This window comes from Paenibacillus puerhi, assembly GCF_009846885.1.
GTDB lineage: Bacteria > Bacillota > Bacilli > Paenibacillales > NBRC-103111 > Paenibacillus_G > Paenibacillus_G puerhi.
On sequence record NZ_WUWM01000013.1, the window covers coordinates 131,989 to 158,024 of the forward strand.

The following is a 26,036-nucleotide window of genomic DNA, read 5'->3' on the forward strand; positions in this document are numbered from 1 at the left end:
GTTTATTATCTTTTATATCGGAACACCAGGGTAGGGGGCTTAGCCAAACGAATTCCGATCCGTACGCCGTAGTTGTTTACTCGCCCCTTATGCCATTTTCGGATCAGCTTGGTACACGGCCAATAGGAGATCCGGCGGGATTTTCGAACGGAAAGCTTCCGTATTTTCCGGGAAAATACGAGGGGATGCCCGGAATGATCCGGCGACCAGTTCTGCTTGATTCGATGAATGGCAACCGCCTTATTTTTATTCGTACGAACCGGGAGCTTGATAAAAGCGCTTGTTATCGTGACACGGGACGCCAGCTTGCCCACGTTAAACGAGAGATAGGTGGCCGAATTCTTGCCTGTCCCATTGCTTATAGAGTACCGATTAGGCCGAAGGGCTCCCGTTTTAATACGACGCGAGGACCTGCGGCTTACTTTGGTTCGAGTCGTTCGTCTTGACTTGGCCGATCGCTTAGGTGCTCTCCCTGGAATCGAAGGAACAGAATGCGGTTGTTTATTTTCGTTTCCGGCGGCAGGCTGCTGCTGTTGATTGGCGGGCGGTGCTGGTTCAGGAACAGGGGCTGCATGGCTAGGGGTGTAGGATTCCCCTGTAAAGGTATCGAAAACCTGATGTCCGCCATCCTGTTCTTTGCCTTGTAACGCTCCCTCCTTAGCATACTCCGCTTCTTGAAGGTAAGCCCAACGTAATTTTTCGGCAACGGCATTGATATGATGGTTGCTTTCAACGAACCTTCGTCCGGCATTCCCCAGCTCTTGTCGTCGCTGGCTATCTCCAAGCAACGGGAGCAAAGTCCGGTACAGCGTGGCCGGATTGGCCGAGATGACTGGAAGCGCAGGATCGTTCTTAGGCTTTATATCCTCGCGAATATGAGAAATAACTGGTTTGCCCAACGCCATCGCCTCGATGGATACCGTTCCATAAGAGCCGTGGAGCAGTTGGTCGATCACGATGTCCGCTTCTTTTAACTTGGCTAATACGTCGGCCTGGCTAAGCTTCTCGAGTCGTTCATAGTGAAGGCTGTATCCGTTTTGCTGCAAAAGGCGGATCGCTTTCTCCACGAATTCGGTACCCTTGTTATCGTCTGCAGCTACATGGACAATGACCGGCCGAGTCGTGTTCGAAGCTTCTCGCGAGCCGGACAGCTTCGCTATGTCTTCCAGATTGACGGCATAGGGCAAAATATAAACCCTTTTGTGATACTTGGCGGCATAGTCGGCAGCTTCCGCATTTTTTACGAAGCAGGCAGGAAATAGGGCGGATAATTGCTGGAGATTGGCGGCGACCTGATCATCATTGTAGGATGCCAGGTGGGCGTAGAAATTGGAGCGGATCGCTTCTTTGCGTGTTCGAATGTCCGACGTGTCGTAGTGGATAAATCGGACGGCCGGATGGCGCTCCAGATACCCGGACAGCTCGGATAGATGCGACGCGATAAACGATGCATTGTGAACATGAAGAATATCGGCTTCCTGGAATTCCTGAATGGACTGCTGACCCAAGCGGCATATCTCGACCTGTACATCGCGTAAGCTTGTCGTGAGTAATTCGGCTTGTTCGTTTCCGGCCTCATAGGCACTCAAGATTTTCAAGCGGTTCATCCTCCCCATAATCGAATTCATCATTCATCTTATGACATTTCCGAAGCATTGAACATTCAGCTTCAGCCTATTTGTGATCTGGGTTAGCGTACTTACAGCTCGTGCACCCAGCGCATAATATAAGAACGAAGGGACTGATAACTATGAAATTTGGGCATGTATTGATAACAGGGGGGGCCGGCTTTGTCGGTTCTCAGCTGTTAAAACGGATGGAGCCCCTGGCCGAGCACATCCATGTGATCGACGATCTCTCGGCTGGAGATCCGAATGCCGTCCTCCGTTCCGACAAGGTAACGTTCTACAAAGGAAGTTATTTCGACGAAAAGCTACTGGATCAAGTCTTACCGCAAGTCGAGTGGATTTTCCACCTCGCATGCAGGAGCTTAAGCATGTCCATACTCGATATGAAGGAGGATCTGAACACCAATCTGTACGGAGCCTATGTTTTGCTTGAAAAAACAAAGGCATTATGTCCTTCGCTTCAGCGAATCGTCTATACCTCGACGGCATCTGTGTATGGAAACGCGCCTGTTAGACCGACACCCGAATCCTTTTATGACATCAGCACTCCGTACTCGGCAAGTAAATTTGCGGCTGAGCATTATTTTCACATGTTTTATCAGATGTACGAACTGCCTGTTACCTTGGTAAGGCTGTCCAACGTATACGGCCCGGGGCAGGTTGTGTCGAATCCGTACTGCGGCGTTGTCGCCAAATTTTTCGATCATCTGCAGAAGGAGGCTCCGTTCTCCATCTACGGCGATGGGCGGCAGACAAGAGATTTTACATTCATCGAGGATGCGCTCGATGCGATCCTGGCAGCTGCGGTATCTCCGAAGAGCCTAGGCCAGCTCTACAATATCGGCACCGGCATAGAAACCAATATTCGCGAGCTTGCACAGCATATTGCCGCTACTGCGGGATTCACTGACTATCCGGCCGAGTACTTGCCCAAGCGTCCGATCGATCATATCGCCGGGCGGTCGGTGGATATCACCCATATCCGGCAAGCGTTGGGATGGAGTCCGAAGCATACGCTTCAACAGGGCTTAGTCAAAACTTATGCCTGGTTGAATCAAGGTCACTAAGTGGAGGGGGAATAGAACGCTATGAGGATACTTGCCCTCATGCACTCTGAGCATCATAGGATGAACGTTGGCTGGGCCTTGGAGGAAATAGGCCATGAAGTGTACCATTTGAACGAATTGGATGAGAGGCTGGTCGATGAGGCCGTACGTCATTTTAAACCGGATATGACGTTTGGGATGGGCTGGGACCTGCTTCAGAATCAAACTGAGCTATTGCCGAGATTGCTTAGGAAATACAATCTGTTTCACTTGTATTTTGCCGAAGAGGATTGGCTTCATTATGATTGGTGGTCCAAATTTTATGTGACGACAATTCCTACCCATTTTGTGCTTTCGCGAAGCAAGCGCTGCGTTCCTAATTATACGCAGATGGGCATCCAAGCCGATTTTTTCGATGTAGCGAGCAATCCTTCCTTCCATAGACCGCTTGAGCCGGACCCTCAGTATCAATGCGAGGTATCGGTCGTAGTAAACGGTCAGTTTCTACATGATATTTATCGCCGAAAAAGTCTTGCGGATCTCGTATATCCGCTCTTTAACGCTCCCTTCGACACGCGCATTCGAGGGAACGACTGGGAGACGGAGCTGCCAAGGCATATCGGCATAGAAGCCAATCCGGCTATGCTTTACGGAAATCTACCGTATTATGAGACGCCCAAGGTGCATAATTCCTCCAAAATCAATATCAGCGTTCAAACTGTAGAGGATCAGCTGAGCAGCCGCACCTATGATATATTGGCATCCGGGGGATTCCTGCTTACCTCGGATACGCCCGGAGTTCGAGAAATTCTGAAGCCGGGTATAAACTGCGAGGTATCCAACTCCCCTGAGGAGACGATTGAAAAAATTCATTATTATTTGCTGCACGAGGATCAACGGAAAGCTATCGCTCGGAAAGGTCAGGAATTCGCAAGTACGGAAGGCTCTTACCAGACGAGATTTGCGAGAATCTGGCCCCGGATCGAACAAGAAGTGAATCGCTATTATGGCCGATAACCAAGTGATTCCTATCCTGATCACCTCCGCAGGCGGGATATCCGGGACGTTCCTGCTCCGGCATCTATCGCGCCATCCTATTGAAAATTATGAATACCGGCTAATTGCCGTCGACAGTAATGAAAATTCCATAGCCAGATATATAAGTTCAGTATTTTACCGCGTCCCGATGTGCGATGATCCCGGCTATGAGCAAGCCATCACGGAGATCCTCGAAAAGGAAGGCGTAAAGATCATCCTTCCGGTGACGTCCTATGATATCCCTTTTTATGCCGCTCGCCGGGATCAATTGAACCGGCAAGGGAGCAAGCTTCTCGTCTGCGATCTCAACACGCACGAGATGCTTCATCATAAAAGAAAAATGTATGCCTGTATGGAGCAGCTGGGAATACCGGTTCCCCTGGTGTATAAGCATGGGGAAACGCTTCGCTATCCTGCGATGATGAAGTCTTCGGAGAGCAGCGGGAGCAAGGGCGTATTCAAGCTGGAGAACGACAATGACTATCGTTACTGGTCGTCGAAGCTGAATGATTATGTCGTCACGGACTTTATACAAGGAACGGAATATACCGTAGATTGTTTATTCGATGCATCCGGACGACTCATTGCTTTTAATAATCGGGACAGGAGAAAGACGGAGGGAGGAGGCGCAACCGTCACTAGGCGTATAGACGCTTCTGAGCCTTTGCTGGGCATTCTGCATAAACTCGAAACTCATCTCACTCTTGTTGGTCCTGTTAATTTCCAGTATATGGTCAATGGGTCCGGCGATCTGTTTATCACCGACTTCAACACCCGGTTTGCCTCGGGAGGGTTGCCGCTAACGATCGCCTCCGGCCTCGATATCCCCAATCTCATCATCCGTATGCTGTTGGGTCAGGAAGTTCAAGTGCAGCGTTGTACGAAGGAAGGGCTAACAATGTACCGCTATTATGATGAGTTCTTTGTCGAGGAAGTTTGAGATGCCGGTCATTTATATGGATCTCGACGGAACGCTTCTTGATGTGTGGCCCCGATATTATTCCGTAATGAAACAATTTGTTGAGCATCTGGAGCAACCATTTCCAAGCCTGGAGGAATATAAACAGCTCAAGCTAACTAAGATTCAAGATGCTGATATCTTGCAAACGATCTTCCAGGATGATCCAGAGCGGATAAGCGAACTGCTGCCCAGCTATACCGTCTGGAAGCGGCGGATGCTGGAGCAGGAGGAGCTGCTGCGCTTGGACAGCCCGATTGGTTCGCTGGAAGCATTCGCGCAGAGGGCGGGACCAGCTTACAAGCTGCAGCTGATCTCCATCCGCAGAAATCCCGGCCGGGCGATGCGACAGCTGGAGCGGCTGCAGCTGATCGGATGGTTCGACCGCATCGAGTTTATTTCGCCTTCCGGCGCGAGCAATCCCAAGGGGGAGCTGATCCACGAGAGGGCAGCGCCGGATGATCTCTTTATCGGAGATAGCGAAACCGACATCGCTTGCGGGGCGGCGCTTGGGCTGAGGACGTTCCACGTCGGGACGGGGCTAAGGAGCTTTGACTATGCGACCCGAGCGGGCAAAGCAATCCAACTGGAAACGTACGCCGATGTCTTGTCGTTTATCTAGGCCGTGGGGTAACAAAAAGGACTTCAAATGATGAAGTCCTTTATTTTTTATAAAGGAAGAGGGTCATTCTTCTATACCCAGCTTTGTTAATAGGCTGTTAAATTTAGCAGGACTGATGATTTCGTGTGTAAGGAATTCGCCGTTGTAAAACAAACCAAACGTTGTCCATAGTGTTGGCGAATTCTGGGCTTCTTCTTTTGTTGTTATTTTGTAAGGGCTAAAAGGGACATTCCTGTTTGCTGCGACTTTTCTGAGCTCATCTAATATACCGACAGCAAATGGACACTGAGCGGTGTAATAGATGGATATACCTTTCTGGTCAGCAATTGTTGTCTTCACCTGTTTTTTTATTGAAGGTACGGCTGCTTGTTCATTCCACTTCCATGCTAATAACTCAAAATAAGGCGCTGCTTGGTCTACCAGCTCAAAGCCCATATGTTCAAAGAAACGTTTATCACTTAAATACGGATATTTTTTATTGCTCACAATATGTACAATCCCATCCATACCGCGCTTGATGGCATCTTCCTTACAGTGATTTAACAATTGCTTGGCGTAGCCGTTATTTTTATACTTACCTGAAACCCATAAACAGTTGATATACAAAAAATTAGGTGCTTGAATAGGAACCCACGCCATGTCAGCTGGTAAGTATTCTATAAATACTTTTGCCCGTTCATCCAACCGATAAAAAACTAATCCTTCATCCATGCGTTCGGTCAGCCATTTCTTTTTTTCGTTTACGGCATGTTCATATAGGTTGGCCCCCAATGCACAGCAGATGTGCTCCGTTTCGATATTACTTTTTGTTAGTTGGACAAACCCCATTGATTCCACCCCATATTCGGAAATAGTAGAGCATCCATCTTCTTCCTTTTATTATAAAGCATTTCGCCGTCAATCTAAACTACAAACCTCCATGTAATGCTGGCATCCTTCCATTATCATTCGAGCTGACTGCGTTAAGATAATCTTAGATCGATACAACGCATATAGAGGAGAATCATGAACATGACCATTCGATATGAAGCCGAGCAAAAGTTGTTTCATCTGCAAGCAGGCGAGAGCAGCTATGTCATGCATATTCTTCCTTCCGGACATCTCGCACATGTGTATTGGGGAAGCCGGCTTCGCCATGTGAAAGCAGAGCATAGGCTGCGCCCCGTCAGCCGGGCTTTCTCGCCGAATCCCGATCCGTCGGACGAGTCCTTTTCCCTGGATACGACACCGCTGGAATATCCCGCTTATGGCAATTCGGATTTCCGGCAGCCCGCCTATCAGGTTCAGCTTAGCAACGGTTCTACCCTAACGGATCTGCGCTATGTTTCCCATTCGATTCGACCTGGCAAGCCAAAGCTGGAAGGACTTCCTGCTACCTATGTCGAGAGTGACGAGGAAGCGGATACGCTGGAAATTCGGATGGAGGACAAGCTGTCCGGGCTGCAGGTTACGCTTAGCTACACGGCATACGCTCGGTGGAACGCAGTCACGCGCAGCGCACGGTTCGTTAATGCAGGCGAGCAGAAGCTTCGTTTGCTGCGGGCGCTGAGCATGAGCGTTGATCTGGAGCACGATCAGTTCGAGCTGCTTCACTTGTCCGGAGCGTGGGCCCGGGAAAGGTACATCGAGCGGGGTCCCTTGCGTTCCGGTACCCAATCGGTAGAGAGCAGACGCGGCGCAAGCAGCCATCAGCATAATCCTTTCGTCGCGCTGCTGGCCAGTGGGGCGGACGAGGATCATGGAGAGGTGTATGGCTTCAGTCTCGTGTACAGCGGGAATTTTACAGCGTCGGCGGAAGTGGATCAATTCCATACGACCCGTCTTTCGATGGGGATCAATCCTTTTGACTTCACCTGGGTACTGGACCCAGGCGAAGCGTTCCAGACCCCCGAGGCCGTCATGGTATATTCGTCGACTGGCTTGACAGGGATGTCACATACGTACCATGAGCTGTACCGTACCCGGCTCTGCCGGGGGACATTCCGCGACCGGAGCCGGCCGGTGCTGATCAATAACTGGGAGGCGACCTACTTTAACTTTACAGCGGATAAGATTGAGGAGATTGCGGCAGCGGGCGCGGAGCTCGGCATTGAGCTGTTCGTGCTGGATGACGGCTGGTTCGGCAAGCGGGATGATGATAGCACTTCGCTAGGGGATTGGACCGTGGACCGCCGCAAGCTCCCTCATGGGCTGGAGGATCTGGCAGAGCGCGTTACGCGCCGAGGGATGCAGTTCGGACTTTGGTTCGAGCCGGAGATGATCTCGCCGGACAGCGACCTGTACCGTGAACACCCGGACTGGTGTCTCCATGTGCCGGATCGTCCTCGAACCGTAGCACGCCATCAGCTTGTTCTTGATCTTTCCCGTCAAGAGGTGTGCGACTATCTCGTAGAAACGGTCTCCCGCGTTCTGGCCAGCGCGCCCATCGCCTATGTCAAATGGGATATGAACCGCCATATGACGGAGGTCGGATCAGCGAGGCTTGAGCCGAGGCGTCAAAGAGAGACGGCGCATCGCTATATGCTCGGACTCTACGATGTGATGGAGCGGATTACTGCTTCCTTCCCTAACGTCCTGTTCGAAAGCTGCTCGGGAGGCGGCGGGCGGTTCGATCCGGGCATCCTGCACTACATGCCCCAAACCTGGACAAGCGACAATACGGATGCGGTTTCCCGCTTAAAGATTCAATATGGCACAAGTCTGGTCTATCCGGTCAGCGCGATGGGCGCCCATGTGTCTGCCGTGCCTAATCATCAGCTGCACCGGACGACCTCTCTCCAGATGCGTGGCGATGTCGCGATGAGCGGAAACTTCGGGTATGAGCTGGATCTGACAACCTTCTCAACCGAAGAGCGGGAGCTCGCCAAGCGCCAGGTTGCGGACTACAAAGAGCTTCGGGAGTTTGTTCAATACGGTCGTTTTTACCGGTTGATCAGCCCGTTCGAAGGCCAGGATACAGCTTGGATGTTTGTTTCTCCGGATCAAAGCGAGGTGCTCGCCTGCTCCTTCCGGGTGCTGGCCGAGCCTAACGCGCCTCTGCAGAGACTGAGACTGAAGGGATTGAACCCTAGCCTGGACTACCGCGAGGTGGATACGGGAGAGGTATATGGCGGCGACGAGCTGATGCATGCCGGGATCAGTCTGCCCCGGGCGAAGGGAGATTTCCAAAGCTGCCTGTTCAGCTTCCGGGCGGTGGTGTAGTTTAAACCAAGTAGCCGAAAGCTATGGTTCCTGCTATTGGCAGAAAATCATGGCTTTTTTGGCGCGCAGAAAAGCGGAATGAAAAGTTCTCTTTTAATCCGACTAAACCGATTGACATTTAATATATTTCGGTTAGAATAAAGATAACTAACAGACGAACGAAGCTTAGAGAACTAGGGGAGCCTAGAGTGCTCAGAGGGAGGATGCCATGAAAACCGTAGCGATCATCGGAGGCAGTCAGACGGAAACGTTCAAGAAGCTTGGAGAGAAACGCGGATTAATCGTTGAGCACCATAGCGGGAAAACAGGTGGAGGCCCGATCGAAAACTATTTCCTCAGCATCATTAATAAGGCCGATGTGATTATCATCTTAAGAGGCGCTATCAAACACACTTCGATGTGGGCTGTGAGAGAGCTCGCCGAGAAGAAGGGTAAGAAAATCGACTATCACGATGGGTTCGGAGCGTCGGGTGCGTTGGAAAAGGCTCTCCAGCTTGTAGGATGATGACAATGAAGAGACGTACCGGTTAGCAAGCAGCCACGATCCTTCGGGAAAGGGCTGCTTGTTGTGGTTTAGGGAGATGAAGACAAAAGGGCATTCGTTGGTGAGAAGCGGGGTGCATGGTATACTGAGAGGGAAGTCATGCATGACGATGAGAAACCGGCCTGGGAGGTATGGTAGATGGAGTTGGGGTTGCAGAACAAGAGGGCGATTGTAACAGGAGGCAGTAAAGGAATCGGACTGGCCACAGCCCGGACGTTAGCCTCCGAGGGCGCCAGGGTAGCTATAGTGGCGCGCGACGAGGAAGGTTTGAAGCAGGCTGCCGGTCTGATCCGGGAACAAACCGGACAAGAGCCGGTCTGGATTTCCGCGGATGTTTCCGTGGAAGAGGACGTCAACCGTGCGGTCGCGGAAGCGGTGGAGCGATTGGGCGGTTTGGATATCCTCGTGAATAATGCGGGAACGTCGGCTGCGCGTCCTTTTCCCGAGGTGACGACGGAGGCTTGGACGGCGGACCTGGACCTGAAGCTGTTCGGAGCCGTTCACTTCGCAAGGGCTGCCCTTCCGCATATGCGGGAAGCCGGTGGCGGAGCGATCGTAAATGTGACGGCCGTCGGCGGCAAGACGCCGGGCGCTTCGTCGCTCCCGACCTCGGTCAGCCGGGCGGCGGGGCTTGCTTTGACCAAGGCGATGAGCAAGGACCTGGCAGCGGACAACATTCGAGTGAACGCGGTATGCATCGGTCTTATCCGCAGCGCTCAGATCGAACGGAAGTGGAAGTCGAAGGCGCCGGAGCAATCCTGGGAACAATTTTCCCGCGATCCAGGACATCAAATTCCGCTTGGACGCATCGGTGAAGCGCAGGAAGCTGCCAATGTCATCACCTTCCTTGTCTCTGGAGCCGCCTCTTTCGTAACGGGCACCTCCGTTAATATCGACGGCGGGATAGCTGCCGTCCTGTAAGGCGGCATCTCTAATGTCCCGCGTTAGGCGAGCAGACAACAACTAATCTTGAGAGTAGGCTGAGAAACCGGTACTTGCCAGGAGGCTTCCGGTTTTTTTTCATTTTCTTTGTCAACGAAGGCTAGCGATCAAGGATGGACATGTGGAGAAGAGAACTGAACAACGTAATATATGTTTACAGTAATTTAGTTATAATTAAGTTGAATCGGTATTTAGATGTGGGGCTTTGCCCAATTGTGGGATGAAATTGTTTGACTATTAGCATGATACTTGATACGATTTGCTTACCATGCTCGATTGTAACTAAACAGTTTAGTAGATAACGTTGTAAGTATGAAAGGAGCAGATCACACATGGCATTTACAGAACAGACTAAAATCGGCTTTATCTGGGCAAATCCCGACGCCCGAGCGGTACTGCTCAAGCATGTTCCCGACCTCGCTCAATCTCCTTATTTATCCTTCATCAAAATGCGGACACTGCCGCAGCTCGCGGCAGCGAACCAATCCTTCACCTGGACCCCGGAGCAGTTAAGGGACCTGCTGGAGGAATTATCGCGAATCCCGGACAAGCCGGTTCAAGAAGAAGACAATATTCCCGCGAAGGACTACGAGGGTCCGTCAGTGGCTATCGGCTCCGCCAAAACCAGCGGGCCGGAGCGGACAGAGCGCTGGGGGATCTTCGAGCTGGAGCTTCAGGGCCCGTCCCATGGCAATCCTTTCACTGACGTAGCCTTGCATGCGGAGTTCCGGCATGCCGGACGATCCGTTACGGCTCACGGCTTCTACGATGGCGACGGCCTATACCGCATCCGGTTCATGCCGGATACTGAGGGCGAATGGGCATTCACGACGCATAGCACCGCCCGTTCGTTAAGCGGTATAGAGGGGCGTTTTACGTGTACGGCGCCGGCTCCGGACAATCATGGACCGGTTCGAGTAAAGAATAAGTTTCACTTTGCTTACGAGGACGGCACGGCATATCTGCCTATCGGCACGACCTGTTACGTATGGACGCATCAGGAAGAAGCGCTCGAGGAACAGACGCTCGATACGCTCCGGACCTCACCCTTCAACAAGCTTCGGATGTGCGTCTTTCCTAAATATTATCAATTCAATGCCAATGAACCGCTCTTTTATCCATATGAAGGCTCAATGGAGCAAGGTTGGGACTATACCCGCTTCAATCCTGCATTCTTCCGGCATCTGGAGCGACGCATCGCCGATCTGCTGGACCTGGGCATCGAGGCAGATCTGATCCTGTTCCACGCCTACGACCGTTGGGGCTTCTCGGAGATGGGCCGGGCTGCGGACGATCGTTACTTGCGATATTTGACGGCGCGGCTGTCCGCGTACCGGAATGTTTGGTGGTCGCTGGCGAACGAGTACGATCTGATGTGGGCCAAGCAGCCGGAGGACTGGGAGCGCTTCGCGCGGATCGTCACCGAGCATGATCCTTATGGAAGGCTGATCTCGATACATAACTGCTTCACCTTCTACGATTACAGCCGCCCGTGGATTACCCATTGCAGTATTCAGAGAATCGACGTTTATAAAACGGCAGAGTACACCAATGAATGGCGGGAGCAGTGGCAGAAGCCCATCGTCATCGACGAATGCGCGTATGAGGGCGATATTGACTTGGGCTGGGGCAATATCAGCGGGCAGGAGATGACCCGCCGCTTCTGGGAGGGCGCAGTGCGCGGCGGTTATGTCGGACATGGGGAAACTTATTTGCATCCCGACGACATTCTGTGGTGGTCCAAGGGCGGCAAACTGCATGGCACAAGCCCCGAGCGGATCGCTTTTCTGCGTACGATAATGGAGGAGGGACCCCGGGAAGGCTTGAATCCGCTCAAGTCGGAATGGGATGCTCCATCAGCCGGTATCCCGGACGAGTATTATTTGTTCTATTACGGCTTTAATCTGCCGAGCTACCGGATCTACAGCATGAAGCCGGGCATCCGGTACAGCGTGGAGATCATCGATACATGGGAGATGACCGTGGAGAAGCTCGAGGGTACCTATGAAGGATCGTTCCGTATCGAACTGCCTGGCAAGCCTTATATAGCGGTACGTCTGGTCAAAGCCTAGAGCCCGTGGCTGATAACCAAGCCGCATATCGCTTGTACAGCCTGGGGCCGCGATTTAGGAACAGCATGGAGACTCGCATCGCTCGCATCTGAACCATTTCACATGGTTGATAAAGGGAGGCAGACAGCCTATAAGTGCCTGCCTTCTTTCTTTTTTCATTCACTACTTCGATTTTTGTTTATGAGATCTTGTTCCAATCCCAATTAATGCAATTGATAGTAGGAAGATTGGAATTCCTGCGTTAAGTTTCCCATGAAAAGTAGAACTTGCAGCTGCAATTATGAAAAGGAAGGTTATACCTATTAATGCCAAGTCAGCTTTCTTTGGATAATTTCTTAACAAGAGCTTTACACCACTTATGATAATGAATGCAGAGACTACAAGAAATCCGATGATTAGCGCTGTCGTTACTAATATGTTACATCCCTCCTTTATTTACATTATATTGAATTAAATCATTATTGTCACTTGCAGAACCAGTATCGGGGAGCGAGCTTGGATAGAGAACCTTGGATTACAGGGAATTCTGCCAAGTTCCCTTTGCATAGAAAAATTCGATGATAGCATCAAATATTTCAATCCATTGTTGATGGATTCGGTATAAAATGATACATTAAGTGAGACATCTAAAACCAACTATACATATGTGATTAATGCAAATACTTGTTTTACGCTTAAGGCTGATTGGACTACCAAAAGCCGCTGTTAGATAAACGCAGCGGCTCTTTGGCGTTCTCCGCCTATCTTACATATGCCTGGAGGAATGGATGCCATGTTGAAGACTAGAACCAAGCTTGTCCCCGTATGCTTAACTGCCCTGCTGGTGATATCCGGCTGCGGATCGGCCCCCTCTCCCCAGGAAACGGCCGGGAAGGCTGAAGCCCCGCCCAAGAAGATCATTATCGGAACCGGAACCCAATTCGCGAACATTTGCTTCATCGATGACAAAGGGGATTTGACCGGATACGATGTCGAGCTTGTCAAGGAAATCGATAAACGGCTTCCCGAGTATGAATTCGAGTTCAAAACGATGGATTTCTCGAATTTGCTGCTCAGCCTGGAGACCAAAAAAATCGATGTGATCGCCCATCAGATGGAAGTCAACGAGGAACGGAAGGCGAAGTTCCTGTTCAACGACGAGGCTTATAATATTTTCCCGAATAAGGTAATCGTTCATCAGGATCGCCAAGATATTCATTCAATTGACGATCTAAAAGGCAAGAAGGTGATCGTGGGCGCCACCAGCAATGCGGCGGTGCTCTTGCAGGAGTATAACGCGAAGAACAATAACGCGATCCAGATCGTGTATTCGGGCAGCGGAGGTACGAATGATGTGATTGCGCAGCTGAAATCCGGGCGTGTGGACGCGACGATCTCCACGCAGTTCGCCGTCGACCAGCGCAACAAGACGGTGGACGCTCAGCAGAAGACGGTAGGCCCGGCGATATCGAACTCCAAGGTGTATTTCATTCTCCAGAAGGATGCCGATGAGCTCAAAACAAGAATGGACGAAGCATTGAAAGCCATCAAAAAGGACGGTACCCTCGGTAAGCTAAGCACTCAGTGGCTGGGCGCGGACTATACCGTAGCCGAATAGAAAGCGGTACGCCTATGGGAAAAGCTTTCGATATCACGCTTGTCGGTCTGTTCCTGCCCAAGCTGCTCGCTTACCTGCACGTCACGCTTTTCATTTTGTTTGTCTCCTTGCTCACGGGCATTGTGATCGGTTCTATTCTGGCGCTGATTCGGCTCTACAAGGTGCCTGTCCTCAGCAAGGCGGTTGTCGTTTTTGTCTCCTTTATGAGGGGAACTCCGATTTTGATTCAATTATTCCTCGTCTATTACGGACTTCCGGAGCTGCTTCGGATGCTGGGCGTCGACCTGTCGAACGTTCATGCGCTCGCTTTCGTGATTTTGACCTATGGCCTGCATATCGCGGCTTTCTTCTCGGAGATTGCCCGCTCCGCGGTCGTCACCGTGGAGCGCGGTCAGCTCGATGCGGCTTACGCTATAGGCATGACCGGCAGGGAAGCATTCCTGCGCATCGTACTTCCGCAGGCGTTGATCGTCGCGCTGCCTAATATGGGCAATCTGGTCATCTCCAGCCTGAAGGACACGTCGCTCGCATTCTCGCTTGGCGTGATGGATATGTCGGGGCGGGCTGAGACGCTTGGAACTACCAACCACTACCTTGAAATTTATATGGCGCTTGCCGTCATCTATTACGCAGTCAGCCTCACATTGGAGAAGCTGTTTGCCTGGGCGGAGCGCAGATTCCAGCGGCATGAGTCGAAGGGAAGCGCAGATCCGAAGGACATAGGCCCTGATCTTCCCGATGCCCGAAGGAGGGGATTCCGATTCAGCTTGACCCGCTCTTCCTCATAGAAGCGTTCTTCGAAATCCTGAAAGCTCTGCCCTTAACCATGATCATTTCCGTCGTTCCGTTATTGGCCGGCTTCGTCATCGGCACAGCCATCGCTTTGATCCGGGTATACGAGGTCCGGGGTCTTCATTATTTGGCCTCCTTCTATGTATCGTTTATTCGGGGGACGCCTCTGCTTCTCCATATCATGATCATTTACTTCGGTTTGCCGTTGCTCTTCGATTCGTTGGCCGCAAACTATGGCTGGAATGCGCGCTCGAGTGCGATTCCGCTGATCGCCTTCGTGCTGATCGCTTTTTCGGTTAATTCGGGGGCCTATATGTCGGAGGCGATCCGCTCGGGGATATTATCGGTCGACCGTGGTCAACTCGAGGCCGCCTCTACCGTCGGCATGACACGCTGGCAGGGAATGCGGCGCATCGTTTTGCCCCAGGCGCTGATGGCCAGCCTGCCGAATCTGCTGCATAAGTTCGTCGGACTGCTGCACGGGTCTTCGCTTGCCTTCACGATCTCCCTAGAGGAGCTGAATGGAAAGGCGAACATCGTCGCCACATCCAATCTGAAGTTTCTCGAAGCGTTCATTGCCGCGGCCTTCATTTATTGGGCATTGACCCTTTTGGCAGAGGGCCTGACTGCCCTGCTGGAAAGACGGCTGAATCTATACAATCGGGGAGGACTCGCATGAGTGAGGGATATCGGCTCGCCGTAGCCGAAGACGCAGAAGAACTGCTTGACTTGATCTTGGGAGCCTACCAGACGATAAGGGATCTAAACATCGCATTCACGGCCGCTCAGGCCGATATCGAGCTGGTGGCCACGAACATTCTGGAGCACACATGCTACGTAGTGGAGAAGGATGGAAGGCTTGCCGCGACCGTTTCCTTAAAGGAATTGCCTGATGTTACGCCGCATCCATTTTTGTATTGGTTTGCGGTTGATCCCCGGTGGAAAGGCCGCGGCATAGGCCGAGAGCTGCTGGATTATATCGAGCAGCGCGTGATCCGACAGGAGCTGCGAGCCCCCGCCGTGACGCTGGCCACCTCGCGGAAGCACCCTTGGCTGCTTCCGATGTATAAGAGGAGGGGCTATCAGCCTTGGTTTGAACGTGACCTGGGTACGGATGACAAGCTGGTTTTTATGACCAAGCAGCTTCTTCCGGAGCTTCAACTAGAAGAGGAAGGAAGCTTGGTCAATCAGGAGCAGGCCGAGCCCCTTCAGGAGATCACGGCCGTGGGAGCGCAAGATCAGAGCTGACGGCTTTGAGAGTATGGATGAGGAAAGGAGTGCAGATGCGATGTCAGACGAAGCCGGTTTGTTGGTTCGGGATGCGCTGCCCGAAGAGAGAGGGGAAGCCGCTAGATTATCCATTCAAGCCTACAGCGAGTACCAGGAAAGCTATGACCTTGATTTTTGGGCTGGCTACAAGCAGTCGATGCAAGACCTGTGGCTGCAGGAAGATCTGCCTGCGGAGCGGATCGCAGCGTTCCGGGACGGACGTCTGCTCGGTTGTCTGCTCCTATACCCGCCGGTGGACCGCTTATACGAGAAGCTCGAAGCGACGATACCTTATCATGAAATCCGCCTGCTGGCCGTTCATCCAGACGCACGCGGTCAAGGGATCGCTACTAGGCTAATCCGTGAATGTACGAAACGAGCGCGGCATAGCGGAGCGCCTTTCCTTGGCCTGCATACGACAAGTCAGATGAGAGCCGCGGTTCGACTGTACCGGCGGCTGGGCTTCGAACGCGCTCCGGAATTTGACTTCCCCGGCAGTGATGCGAGCACCGTTGTTGAAGCCTATAGGCTTCCGATAGCTGACGGCCAGGCTCTGCTGACAGCGGTCCCATAGCTGATCGCATCGGTATAACGGACTAGCAAAGGAGATGAACCCGGGTGGAAACTGCTGTATTGTACGGAAGCTCACCGGAGACATGGAAACACGGAGCTGCTGGCGGCTCGGCTGGTAGAAGGGAGGGTAGCGGAGCATCTGTTTTTGACCGACTACCGGCTTCAGCCTATCATCGATTACCGGCATACGGAGAACGGGGGCTATCCCGACGACGATTACCGCGGGCTGATCGACCGGGTGCTGGCGGCGGACACGCTTGTTTTCGCAACTCCTATCTATTGGTATGGGATCTCCGGGCTGCTCAAAACGTTCATCGACCGCTGGTCGCAGTCCCTGGTGGAGAATCGCCCAGCGTTTTTGGCTGGACTTGCAGGCAAGCAGGCTTATGTCATCGCGGTCGGGGACGACGACCCTCACTTAAAAGGACAGCCTCTGATCCAGCAATTCCAGTCCATCTTTGACTTCGTCGGCATCGATTTCGCCGGTTACGTGCTCGGCACGGCCAATACGCCGGGGGACATTCTTCGGGATAAGGAAGCGCTCGCGAAGGTAGACAGTTGGAGGGACAATTGGACATAAGTCGAATGAACATGAGGAGGAGGTGGCCCCGAGCCGCCTCTTTTTTTTGTTAGTTCCGTCATCCCCAGGATAGCTCGCTTCTGTATAAAAAAGGACACGAAGGACAACTATGAATAAGGAAACATACCGGATAAGGGGGTAAGGCTATGGATAGAAAACAGGTTCTGCAAGCTATTCGCAAGGTGACGCTGCAAGGCGGCCTGCAAGATAATCTCTCCCAACTTGTGGAGCGCATGGACAAGGTACGTTACGTGCTTCTCGGTGAAGCCTCTCATGGGACCTCAGAGTACTATACGTTTCGTGCAGAGTTGACTAAACGCTTGATCCAGCAGCAGGGGATTCGTTTTATCGCAGTGGAAGGGGACTGGCCCTCCTGCTATAGGCTGAATCGGTATGTGAAGGGGCGTCTGGACAAAGAGGACGCGAAGGAAGCGTTCAGTGACTTCAACCGATGGCCCGCCTGGATGTGGGCCAACCAGGAAATCCTCGAATTCGCCGAGTGGCTTCGACACTATAACGCTGAGAAGCCTACCGAAGAACAGGTAGGCTTCTTCGGAATGGACGTATACAGCTTATGGGAGTCCATGGACGCCATTTTGACCTACCTTCAAGCTGAAGCTCCCGATAGCCTGCCGGAAGCGAAACGAGCCTTCGAATGCCTGGAGCCTTTTGGAAGAAATGAGCAGTCTTATGGAGTATCTGCAGCGCTGTACGGAGAAGGCTGCGAGGATGAGGTGTTGGCGCTTCTCTATCGCTTGACGGACAGGTGGATGACCGCGGGTGATGAGGAAGACCGGGATAGTCTGTTTAATGCGGAGATGAACGCCATGGCGGTCAAAGGAGCGGAGGCGTACTATCGCTCGATGATCCGCCACAATGCCGAATCCTGGAATATCAGAGATCGGCATATGGCTAATGTGTTGGAAAACCTGATGGAGTACTATGGACCTCAAGCGCGGGGGGTGATCTGGGCGCATAACACGCATATCGGGGACGCCCGCGCCACGGACATGATCGAAGAGGGAATGATCAACTTGGGACAGCTGCTGAGGGAGAAGCATCCGGGCGACGTGTATGCCGTCGGGTTCGGCAGCTACGAGGGTACGGTGATCGCCGGAAAGGAATGGGGGGCTCCATCCGAAGTCATGCAAGTCCCCCAAGCTATGGCCGACAGCTGGGAGGAGCTGCTTCACCAGAGCGGTGCCGACGATAAAATTCTTATATTCGACAACAGGGAGGAAGTGCTGGAAACTAAGCCCCTCGGTCACCGTGCGATTGGGGTCGTGTATCATCCGGCTTGGGAGCAAGGCAATTACGTTCCGACGGTGGTCGCGAAGCGCTACGATGCCTTCGTATACCTCAATCGCACGAAAGCCCTAAGCCCGCTTATGGAAGAAAAGACCCTTTACCTGTAGGCGATCTGAAAGGCTGGAAACGCTCGCATATTTTGAAGTTCCTTCCACTCACGTGAGAAATGTCAAAGGTTGTTCAAGAACGGCGCTCCAAATGGCTCTTCCGGGTCATAGCCAGGTCCAAGGACCTGTGATTAGATGTAGGGAGGTTGATACGCTAAAGGAGTGACAGCGCATTCGATACCGGCATTTGAAGAGTTTAATCCTGATTATCCCTACGCTTACGATCGGATTGTGGGAATATGTGCGCCACGCCTTTCTTCTGCCCTACATTTCTATGGATTTGGGAAATTGGTTAGCTCCTTTACTTGTCTTTTTGGTGACAATGACGCTTCTTCGCAAGCTTTTTGCTATGATAGAGGTTATGCAGGAGGAGCTTCAGAAAGAAAGAGCGGCCAAGGCGGCTCTGGAGGAAAGAGAAAAGATGGCGCAGGAGCTGCATGACGGCATAGCTCAGTCGCTGTTCTTGCTATCGGTCAGGGTAGATCGCATGGAGCAAAGCCACGCCGGGCGGTGGAACGATTCGCTGCAGTCCGCTTACCAGAGCCTTCGTAAAACGGTCTATGAGGTCAACGAGTACGTCAGGCAAGCAATCGCCAGCCTGCGCTACCCGGCCAACCCGGCCTCCAGGCCTTGGCTGGAGTCGCTCCAGCATCTTGTCGCTGAGTTTAAACAAGATACGGGCATAGCCGTAGAGCTGAACTGGTCCCTGACAGATAATCGGCTCACCCTGAAGGAAAAAGTCGAGCTTTACTCCACGATCCGGGAGGCCATGATCAATGTGTACAAGCATGCCGGGGCGTCCCGTCTATGGGTTGAAGGGAAAGATGTTCGGGAGCAAGGCTGGCGGTGCGTGATCAAGGATGACGGAGCCGGCTTTGCGCCGGGCAGCGAGCCGGATTCCGGCGGAGGCTTTGGCCTGGCGATGATCCGGGACAGGGCGGACAAGCTCAAGTGGACCTTTGAAGTGCAGCGAGAACAAGATCTCACAATGGTGGTGATCGGGAAGGAGGAGACCGATGATACAACCGATCCGGATAGTACTCGCCGATGATCATGCGCATGCCCGAGAGGCCATGAGGGATATTATCGAGCTGGATCCTTCTTTCGAGATCGTGGGCGAGGCCGTCAACGGGGATGAAGCGATCCAACTGGCGGAGCAATACATGCCGGACTTGATCCTTATGGATATCCGGATGCCGCAGGTGGATGGCCTCGAAGCGACGAAAGTCATCAAGGAACGGTTCCCCTACGTCAAAATCGTAATGGTAACCGTTTCGGGGGATATTACCCACCTGTTCGAAGCGATCAAGCGGGGGGCGCAGGGATACCTGCTGAAAAACCTTAGTCCGGCCTCCTGGCATGAATACTTACGGGCCGTCGCGATCGATGAAGCGCCGATGTCCCGAGAAGTCGCGGTGCGGCTTCTGCAGGAGTTTACGCTGGCGAAAACGAACGTGCCCGAAAAATCGCCGCTGACTTTGAGGGAGAAGGAGATTTTAGAATGTGTCGCGCGGGGGAGATCCAACAAAGAGATATCCGAGGAGCTGGACATTTCCGAGCATACGGTGAAGAACCATCTGAAAAATATTTTGCATAAGCTTCATCTGGACAATCGCGTGCAGCTCATGAGGTACGCTTACGAGAAAGGCTGGCTGCAAGCCTAGCGTAGGCTAAGGAGGAGAGGCTTTCTTGAGACAATCTCGCTTAACTTTCGTTCTTGCGGCTGCGCTTGTCTTGGCCTGCACCGCATGTAGCAGCGCGGCTCCGGGGAGCCAAGAACAAAAACAGGCATCGACAGAAGCTGCAAGCGTTCAAGCGATTTACAAGTCCAGCTGTCTTGCCTGCCATGGGGATCAGCTGCAGGGCGGGATGGGACCGGGCTTGCAGAAGGTAGGAACCCGACTGGATAAGGAGCAGATCGTCGCCAAAATTCAGCATGGCGGGGGAGGAATGCCCTCTTATTCAGCGAAGCTGAGGGAGACCGATATCCAAGCCTTGGCCGAATGGCTTGCCGAGCAATAGCTGCGAAAGGCTAAACAAACTATCATTCTGAACAGGAAAGGGGAGTATGAATCTTGAACATCGGCATACTTGTAGAAACCTACGGGTTCAGGTCGGTTTTCAGTCCGGAATTAGCGATTATGGCCATGCTTGCCATCGTTTTCTATTGGAGATATAAGGGGGACGGGGTGTCCCGCAGAGGCTCCATTTCTTTTATAGCCGGCACATTTCTCTTATACTTCGCGCTTGGCGGCCCGTTGAATGTCCTTGGGCATTTTTATTTCAGTATGCATATGCTCCAGCAGTCCATCTTATATCTGATTGTTCCGCCGCTCATCTTCTCGGGACTGCCGCGAAGCTTCTATGAATTAGTCGTAAAGTACAAGATCGGCCGGGGGATCGTGGCGGTGTTCGGGCAGCCGCTCGTCGCTATGTTTTTATTTAACGGGACGTTTTCCTTCTATCATATCCCGCTTATCTTCGAAGCGACGATGTCCAACTACGCGCTTCATAAAGTCGTCCATATCTTTTTGATCCTTACCGCTTTCGGTCTTTGGTGGTCCGTCTTTACACCGGTCGGCAAGCAAATCATTTCTCCGATCAAAAAGATCGGCTATATCTTCTTGAACGGTCTTATGCTGACGCCCGCTTGCGCGCTCATTATTTTTGCCCGGGAACCTTTGTATGCTATATATACCGGAGAAACCCGTCTGCTGTGCCTGCCATTTTATTCGATGACGGTCGATCAGCCGGCGTTTGAATCCAAATGGCTTACGCAACTGGGAGACCAGCAGCTCGGCGGAGTGATCATGAAGATTATGCAAGAGATCGCCTACGGGACGGTGCTCGGCCTTATTTTCTTCAAATGGTACAGGAGTGAAAAAGCAGACGATCCGGACAATCCTCTGCTGCCCTCGGCCTCTTGACCTCTTACGCGGATCCGGCTAACAGCCGGATCATTTTCATGAGCTCATCATGGTTCATATCTTCGCCCATAGGATAGATTTTCCGAATTTTACCTTTGGTATCCACGAGGAAGAGGGAAGTTACCGTGTGCGCGAAGCTGCCGTCAGGCATTTTCTGGACAACGACCCCGAAGCTTTTGGCGACATCGGCCGTTTCTTTCTCCGTGCCGGTTAGAAGCGTCCAGCCCGAAGGGTCCACGCCCATGCGCTCGCCGTATTTGCTGAATACCTCCGGGGTATCTGTTAGCGGATCGAAGGTTATAGAAAGAAATTGCACCTGATCGCCCCAAAGCCCCTGCTGCTTCAAATCATTCTGCAGCTTCACCATATTATAAGTCGTCATCGGACATATATCCGGACAACTGGTGAACATGAAGGAGATGAGTCGCACTTTGCCGTGAGAATCGGATAGCTTCACGGGTTGCCCATCCATATCGAGCAAGCTGAAGTCGGGTGCTTGTTTGATCGAGGGAAGCGGCGGACGATCCTGCTTGAGCCAGCTGAGCATACTCAGGGCCAGAGCGACTAACAGCACGATGACCGTCAGTTTGAAGCCATGTTGCTTAAGCGCAGCCTTCATTCTTTATAAAGCTCCTTATCTTATCATGTAGTTTAGATGTCTGTAACCTCTATTATACCATGGAAAGTCCCGCCAACCTATGACTCCTAAGTGCTATCTCCCGTTGCAGCACAAAGAAGAAGCCCATCCTAACGAAATGGCATCATGTTCAACCATTTCCCGGAGGGCTTCTTTTCTTTGATTTTTCTGAATAAGTGTCGGTGCGATTAGCGCAATGTTTTCAAGGCGCCGCTCCAGGCGACTACCTGGTCAAGCATGCCATTAACGTTAGTCAGATGCAGATCGGCAGGCTTGAAAACTGTTCCGTTCTCGAAATCCGTGAACAACGACAAGGCGGGGTGAATGCGGACGTCCGCAACGGACAATTCTCCCAATATGCCGCGCAGATGCTCAGCCGCGCGGGCACCGCCTACGGAACCATAGCTTACGATCCCTGCAGCCTTATTGTTCCATGCTTCACGGGCATAATCGAGGGCATTTTTCAAGGATCCAGATATACTGTGGTTGTATTCCTGTACGATAAATACGAAGCCGTCTAGACTGGCGAGCTTCGTATTCCAAGCCGTTGCCTGTTCGGTTGCATCGGCTTCTCCCAGTAGCGGAAGCTTGTAGTCTGCGATATCCACGATTTCATAATTGGCGTCTCCGCGTTTGTCGGCAATGCCCTTTACCCATTCCCCGACCTGTGGACTTACACGTCCTTGACGAGTGCTTCCCAAGATAATACCGATGTTTAATTTTGACATCATTTTGTCCTCCTCAAGATTAGTTCTACCGAATAGTTTGTCTAGAAATCCCATTAGTTATACCGCCTTACTTCATGATTTGGATATGTGATTATCTTAGCTCACCAAATTCCTTTTGTCAAGCAACTTACGTATAGTTAGTAAGTTGCTTTTTTCATTTACTTACGTATAAATTCTGCTCCTTTGTTTAACTTATTAATAGTACAAAATGATGTCAATTTTGAGAAAGCTAAGGAAGGGATCATGGAGAAATGAACAAACGTTTTGAGGATAAAGTGGTCATCATCACTGGAGCAGGCTCAGGCCTAGGGAGGGCAACGGCCCTCCAGCTGGCTCAAGAAGGAGCTAGGCTGGCTTTAGTCGATTTGAATCGTGCGTCCCTGGACGAGTCGAAAGCAGTCATCCTGCAAAAGTCGCCTGAAGCCGAGGTGCTTGTGGTTACGGCCGATGTGTCGGACGTTCAAGCCGTTCAACAATATGTGAAGGAAACCGTAGCTGCGTATGGAAAAATTGATGGATTCTTCAATAATGCAGGAATCGAAGGCAAGCAAAATCCTACGGCCGAATATGGGATTGACGAGTTCCAAAAAGTAGTCGGCATCAATCTTAACGGAGTTTTCTATGGGATGAAATATGTGCTGGAGGTCATGAAGAAGCAGGGCTTTGGAGCTATTGTAAATACGGCCTCCGTCGGAGGAATCCGGGGCGTCGGCAATCAGACGGGATATGCAGCGAGTAAGCACGGAGTGGTAGGATTAACAAGAAATTCGGGCGTAGAGTACGGACAATATGGGATAAGCATCAAGGCGATCGCGCCGGGGGCGATTATGACTCCTATGGTTGAAGCCTCCTTGAAGCAAATCGGCGGCGATCAGTGGGAAGCGGCCGGCCAACAATTTGTCAGCGTAAATCCGATGAAAAGGTTCGGAAAGCCGGAAGAAGTGGCGCACTTGGTTGCTTTTCTGTTATCGGATGAAGCCGCATTTATCAACGCCGTCGTGATTCCGATCGATGGCGGGCAATCCTATAAATATTAATCAAAGGCACATTTCATGCCTGCTAATCATCCTAGCCTGCTTCCTCGATGAGAGGGGGCGGGCTATTTCGATCGTGAAAAAATTGTGAAGAGGGAGGAATCAGCCGTATCATACCGAACATGTATTACGACAGAAATATACATAATATCCCTCTACAGGAGAAAGGAAGTAATTATGCGCGTGAAAAGTTCCTACAGGAAGATAGCCGCTTTAGCCGTCGCCATGACGGTAACGCTAGGCTCGGCATGGCCGGCCCCGCTTGTCCATGCCGACATGAGAATTGGAAAAACGATTGCGATCACGAGCCAAAGTTACTTTGTACTGGAGCAGCTTCACCTGACTGCTTCCCAGAATGGCAAAACAGCCATCCTGAATATCCATATCCACAACGGCGGAGACCGTGCGATGAAAGTGATCGATTACTGGCTCCGGCTGACGAATAAATCCGGCAGCCAATTCCCGGTCCGCATGCTGCCGTCCGATCTTGCCAAAACTCATGTAGCGCCCGGTTCGACGACCAAACTGACGTATTATGCCACGGTTAACGAAAACACGCAGGTGCAAGACCTCATCGTTGAATTTATGAAGTGGGAATTCAATCAGCCTAACTTCGAGAGGTCGCTTGGCGCCGTGGCGGTACCGGAAACCTATAAGGATGTCACACCCTCCCATGAAACGTCTGTCTTGCGGATAGGCGAAACAGACATGCAAGCCTCGATCAAGAAGCTCATCAGCCATACGAATGAAAAATACCATGTCCCAAACGTATTTATCACACTAGAAAATAGCGGGTCTCATACGGCAAAACTACCGGAATATCAATATTCGATCCGAACGCCGGATGGACTTTTATACCCTTTGGAGCCAAGAGGCGCCAAGGATGTGGTCATCAAGCCTAAGGAAAAGAAGGATATTGAGCTGTCAGGCACCATTCCTATCGCGGTTGATGCCGGTCAATGGGAACTGGTTCTGACCGAAAGCGTCCCGGATCTGCCCATCAAGCTGCAGGCCGGAGCATTCCAGCTTCCGGAAGCCGCCCTCAACCAGAAGGGCTCGTTAGGCACCGACTACACCTTTACGACCAAGGACGGGGTGTATACAGCACGCATGAACGCGATGTCCCGCTTTCCGTGGGAAGACCGTGATTTGCTAAGTGCTAATCTCTCGCTTGGCAATACGGGCACGGATGCGCTGCCTATTCCTAATTTAACGGGTTATTTTTTACTTGACGATAAGGTGAAAATTGAAGCGAAGGCGATCCAAACGACAGATGTAGCGAATCTGGATGCTCAAACCTCTGCCGGCCTTCAGATGGTGGCCGCCCTTCCTTACCGCTCAGAATTTTCTCGAGTCAAGCTTGTGCTTCAAGAGAAGGAAAGCGAGACGTTGACAACGGATGTCCTGGAGCTGTCTGGCGACTCCGAGCTTCAGCCTATACCGTTCCATGACTCCGTGGGGCCTTATCAATTCGCGGAAACAGGCAGAAGCATGGATGTTCGGGTGCGCAGCTTGAGCCGATACACGAGCAATACCGGATCGTTGGTTCTCGCCCAAGTGGAAGCGACGAACCTGGAACAGAGATACAGCGCGCTTACCAAGCTTGCCGCTCAATTCAGAGGGGCAGACGGAACGCTGCTGCCCGCTTCTGTCGCCGATGTCGCGCAGCGCATAAGCCCTGAGGGCACAGCCTTGCTGCAGGTAGCCGCCCTGGTGCCGAAAGGCTTCTCGACGGAGAATATGCAGCTGATTCTGGGCCAATCGGTTACGGAAGGCAAGCTGTCGGCAGCCGAAGACAAACCTGACGCCTATGTGAATCCCGTTGCTTTTCGCCTTCCTGAAGCAAAGTCGAGCGTGCAGGATTCTCTGAAGAAGGTCAGCTTGTATCCGTACGAGATCACGCTGAACCATTTTTCGACCAGCATAAATCTGGATACGTTCACGTTTAAATTCGACTATGAGATTACACGCGAGAAACATCAGCCGGTCAATATGGACGGCCATAAGCTTGTCCTCGTGTTTGAAGACGGAGGCGGCGAGAAGTCTTTCGAAAGATCCTTCGAGCTGAAGGATGTCGATCCTGTAGACGGGGAAACGCCGGAAACCATCGGGACCAAGCTAAAGATGGGCAAGCATGAGAATTTCACCATTCAGATCACGGACCCCGACTTTATCTATAAATCGAGTTACTTGAAGAAATACAAGCTAAGTTTGTATGAGGAAGTACAGGGACAGCGCAAGCTGCTAGCGACGCAATATGCCGACTGGTTTACTAAAACCGATTAAAAGGCATGCCCGGAGTCTCATTTTGAGCTACGGGCTTTTTTCAAACGAGTTTACATGTTAATATATTCTTCAAATGGGAATAACACGGAGGTTACAAACCGTTGGTAAAGTATTCCTGACCGCTTTTGTTATTCCTCATAGAGAATG

Annotated in this window: 25 protein-coding genes; 21 read left to right on the plus strand and 4 right to left on the minus strand. The window is 51.8% G+C overall.

Going from position 1 to position 26,036, the window contains the following annotated elements; all coding sequences use genetic code 11:
* Positions 1–5: 5 nt before the first annotated feature.
* Complete coding sequence (locus tag GSF01_RS13855) at positions 6–1,598, minus strand: glycosyltransferase family protein (protein ID WP_159884930.1); 1,593 nt, start codon at positions 1,596–1,598, stop codon at positions 6–8.
* A 152-nt stretch (positions 1,599–1,750) separates the two neighbouring features.
* Here GSF01_RS13855 and GSF01_RS13860 point away from each other — a divergent pair, with 152 nt between their 5' ends.
* From GSF01_RS13860 to GSF01_RS13875, 4 genes are read left to right on the plus strand one after another with little or no spacing between them, the layout of a single operon-like run.
* Positions 1,751–2,695, plus strand: a complete 945-nt coding sequence (locus tag GSF01_RS13860) for an NAD-dependent epimerase/dehydratase family protein (RefSeq protein ID WP_159884932.1) — start codon at positions 1,751–1,753, stop codon at positions 2,693–2,695.
* Between the two features lie 21 nt (positions 2,696–2,716).
* On the plus strand, positions 2,717–3,691 hold the full coding sequence (locus GSF01_RS13865; protein ID WP_159884934.1) for a CgeB family protein: 975 nt from the start codon (positions 2,717–2,719) through the stop codon (positions 3,689–3,691).
* A complete protein-coding gene (locus tag GSF01_RS13870; protein ID WP_159884936.1) occupies positions 3,681–4,652 on the plus strand; it encodes an ATP-grasp domain-containing protein in 972 nt (323 codons plus the stop codon). The genes GSF01_RS13865 and GSF01_RS13870 overlap by 11 nt, the downstream gene beginning before the upstream one ends.
* A gap of 1 nt (position 4,653) precedes the next feature.
* Positions 4,654–5,292 (plus strand): HAD family hydrolase, encoded by a 639-nt coding sequence (locus GSF01_RS13875; protein ID WP_159884938.1) that lies wholly within the window; start codon positions 4,654–4,656, stop codon positions 5,290–5,292.
* 63 nt (positions 5,293–5,355) lie between these two features.
* Here GSF01_RS13875 and GSF01_RS13880 read toward each other — a convergent pair whose 3' ends face one another.
* Positions 5,356–6,120, minus strand: a complete 765-nt coding sequence (locus GSF01_RS13880; protein ID WP_159884940.1) for a GNAT family N-acetyltransferase — start codon at positions 6,118–6,120, stop codon at positions 5,356–5,358.
* 183 nt (positions 6,121–6,303) lie between these two features.
* On the opposite strand from GSF01_RS13880, the gene GSF01_RS13885 reads away from it, so the two are divergent.
* The 15 genes from GSF01_RS13885 (at position 6,304) to GSF01_RS13955 (ending at position 21,204) form a co-directional block, all read left to right on the plus strand.
* Positions 6,304–8,493 carry an alpha-galactosidase gene (locus GSF01_RS13885; protein ID WP_159884942.1) on the plus strand — a complete coding sequence of 730 codons (2,190 nt, stop codon included), beginning with the start codon at positions 6,304–6,306 and terminating at the stop codon, positions 8,491–8,493.
* 208 nt (positions 8,494–8,701) lie between these two features.
* Positions 8,702–8,998, plus strand: coding sequence for a DUF2325 domain-containing protein (locus tag GSF01_RS13890; protein WP_159884944.1), 297 nt, complete (start codon positions 8,702–8,704; stop codon positions 8,996–8,998).
* A 177-nt stretch (positions 8,999–9,175) separates the two neighbouring features.
* Positions 9,176–9,958, plus strand: coding sequence for an SDR family NAD(P)-dependent oxidoreductase (locus tag GSF01_RS13895; RefSeq protein ID WP_159884946.1), 783 nt, complete (start codon positions 9,176–9,178; stop codon positions 9,956–9,958).
* 353 nt (positions 9,959–10,311) lie between these two features.
* A complete protein-coding gene (locus tag GSF01_RS13900) occupies positions 10,312–12,051 on the plus strand; it encodes a DUF5605 domain-containing protein (RefSeq protein ID WP_159884948.1) in 1,740 nt (579 codons plus the stop codon).
* 772 nt (positions 12,052–12,823) lie between these two features.
* The gene (locus tag GSF01_RS13905) at positions 12,824–13,648 is read left to right on the plus strand and encodes a transporter substrate-binding domain-containing protein (protein ID WP_159884950.1); all 825 of its coding nucleotides are present in this window, start codon (positions 12,824–12,826) and stop codon (positions 13,646–13,648) included.
* Positions 13,649–13,662: 14 nt separating this feature from the next.
* The gene (locus tag GSF01_RS13910; protein ID WP_159884952.1) at positions 13,663–14,436 is read left to right on the plus strand and encodes an amino acid ABC transporter permease; all 774 of its coding nucleotides are present in this window, start codon (positions 13,663–13,665) and stop codon (positions 14,434–14,436) included.
* Positions 14,409–15,119, plus strand: a complete 711-nt coding sequence (locus tag GSF01_RS13915) for an amino acid ABC transporter permease (RefSeq protein ID WP_159885016.1) — start codon at positions 14,409–14,411, stop codon at positions 15,117–15,119. The genes GSF01_RS13910 and GSF01_RS13915 overlap by 28 nt, the downstream gene beginning before the upstream one ends.
* Positions 15,116–15,688 (plus strand): GNAT family N-acetyltransferase, encoded by a 573-nt coding sequence (locus GSF01_RS13920; RefSeq protein ID WP_159884954.1) that lies wholly within the window; start codon positions 15,116–15,118, stop codon positions 15,686–15,688. Before GSF01_RS13915 ends, GSF01_RS13920 begins: the two co-directional genes overlap by 4 nt.
* A 40-nt stretch (positions 15,689–15,728) precedes the next feature.
* Complete coding sequence (locus GSF01_RS13925) at positions 15,729–16,283, plus strand: GNAT family N-acetyltransferase (RefSeq protein ID WP_159884956.1); 555 nt, start codon at positions 15,729–15,731, stop codon at positions 16,281–16,283.
* Positions 16,284–16,394: 111 nt separating this feature from the next.
* Entirely contained in the window at positions 16,395–16,862 is a 468-nt protein-coding gene (locus GSF01_RS13930; protein WP_235941494.1) for a flavodoxin family protein, read from the plus strand.
* Positions 16,863–17,008: 146 nt separating this feature from the next.
* Complete coding sequence (locus tag GSF01_RS13935; RefSeq protein ID WP_159884958.1) at positions 17,009–18,277, plus strand: erythromycin esterase family protein; 1,269 nt, start codon at positions 17,009–17,011, stop codon at positions 18,275–18,277.
* A gap of 349 nt (positions 18,278–18,626) precedes the next feature.
* Complete coding sequence (locus tag GSF01_RS13940; protein ID WP_328803680.1) at positions 18,627–19,328, plus strand: sensor histidine kinase; 702 nt, start codon at positions 18,627–18,629, stop codon at positions 19,326–19,328.
* Positions 19,294–19,941, plus strand: coding sequence for a response regulator (locus GSF01_RS13945; RefSeq protein ID WP_159884960.1), 648 nt, complete (start codon positions 19,294–19,296; stop codon positions 19,939–19,941). Before GSF01_RS13940 ends, GSF01_RS13945 begins: the two co-directional genes overlap by 35 nt.
* A gap of 25 nt (positions 19,942–19,966) precedes the next feature.
* A complete protein-coding gene (locus tag GSF01_RS13950; RefSeq protein ID WP_159884962.1) occupies positions 19,967–20,299 on the plus strand; it encodes a c-type cytochrome in 333 nt (110 codons plus the stop codon).
* Between the two features lie 53 nt (positions 20,300–20,352).
* Positions 20,353–21,204 (plus strand): cytochrome c oxidase assembly protein, encoded by an 852-nt coding sequence (locus tag GSF01_RS13955; protein WP_235941485.1) that lies wholly within the window; start codon positions 20,353–20,355, stop codon positions 21,202–21,204.
* Positions 21,205–21,208: 4 nt separating this feature from the next.
* Here GSF01_RS13955 and GSF01_RS13960 read toward each other — a convergent pair whose 3' ends face one another.
* Together GSF01_RS13960 and GSF01_RS13965 are read right to left on the minus strand one after the other, a co-directional pair.
* Positions 21,209–21,823 carry an SCO family protein gene (locus tag GSF01_RS13960; RefSeq protein WP_159884964.1) on the minus strand — a complete coding sequence of 205 codons (615 nt, stop codon included), beginning with the start codon at positions 21,821–21,823 and terminating at the stop codon, positions 21,209–21,211.
* A 206-nt stretch (positions 21,824–22,029) separates the two neighbouring features.
* On the minus strand, positions 22,030–22,569 hold the full coding sequence (locus GSF01_RS13965; RefSeq protein WP_159884966.1) for an NADPH-dependent FMN reductase: 540 nt from the start codon (positions 22,567–22,569) through the stop codon (positions 22,030–22,032).
* A 251-nt stretch (positions 22,570–22,820) separates the two neighbouring features.
* Here GSF01_RS13965 and GSF01_RS13970 point away from each other — a divergent pair, with 251 nt between their 5' ends.
* Together GSF01_RS13970 and GSF01_RS13975 are read left to right on the plus strand one after the other, a co-directional pair.
* A complete protein-coding gene (locus tag GSF01_RS13970; RefSeq protein WP_159884968.1) occupies positions 22,821–23,606 on the plus strand; it encodes a glucose 1-dehydrogenase in 786 nt (261 codons plus the stop codon).
* A 174-nt stretch (positions 23,607–23,780) separates the two neighbouring features.
* The gene (locus GSF01_RS13975) at positions 23,781–25,889 is read left to right on the plus strand and encodes a hypothetical protein (protein WP_159884970.1); all 2,109 of its coding nucleotides are present in this window, start codon (positions 23,781–23,783) and stop codon (positions 25,887–25,889) included.
* Positions 25,890–26,036 lie beyond the last annotated feature (147 nt).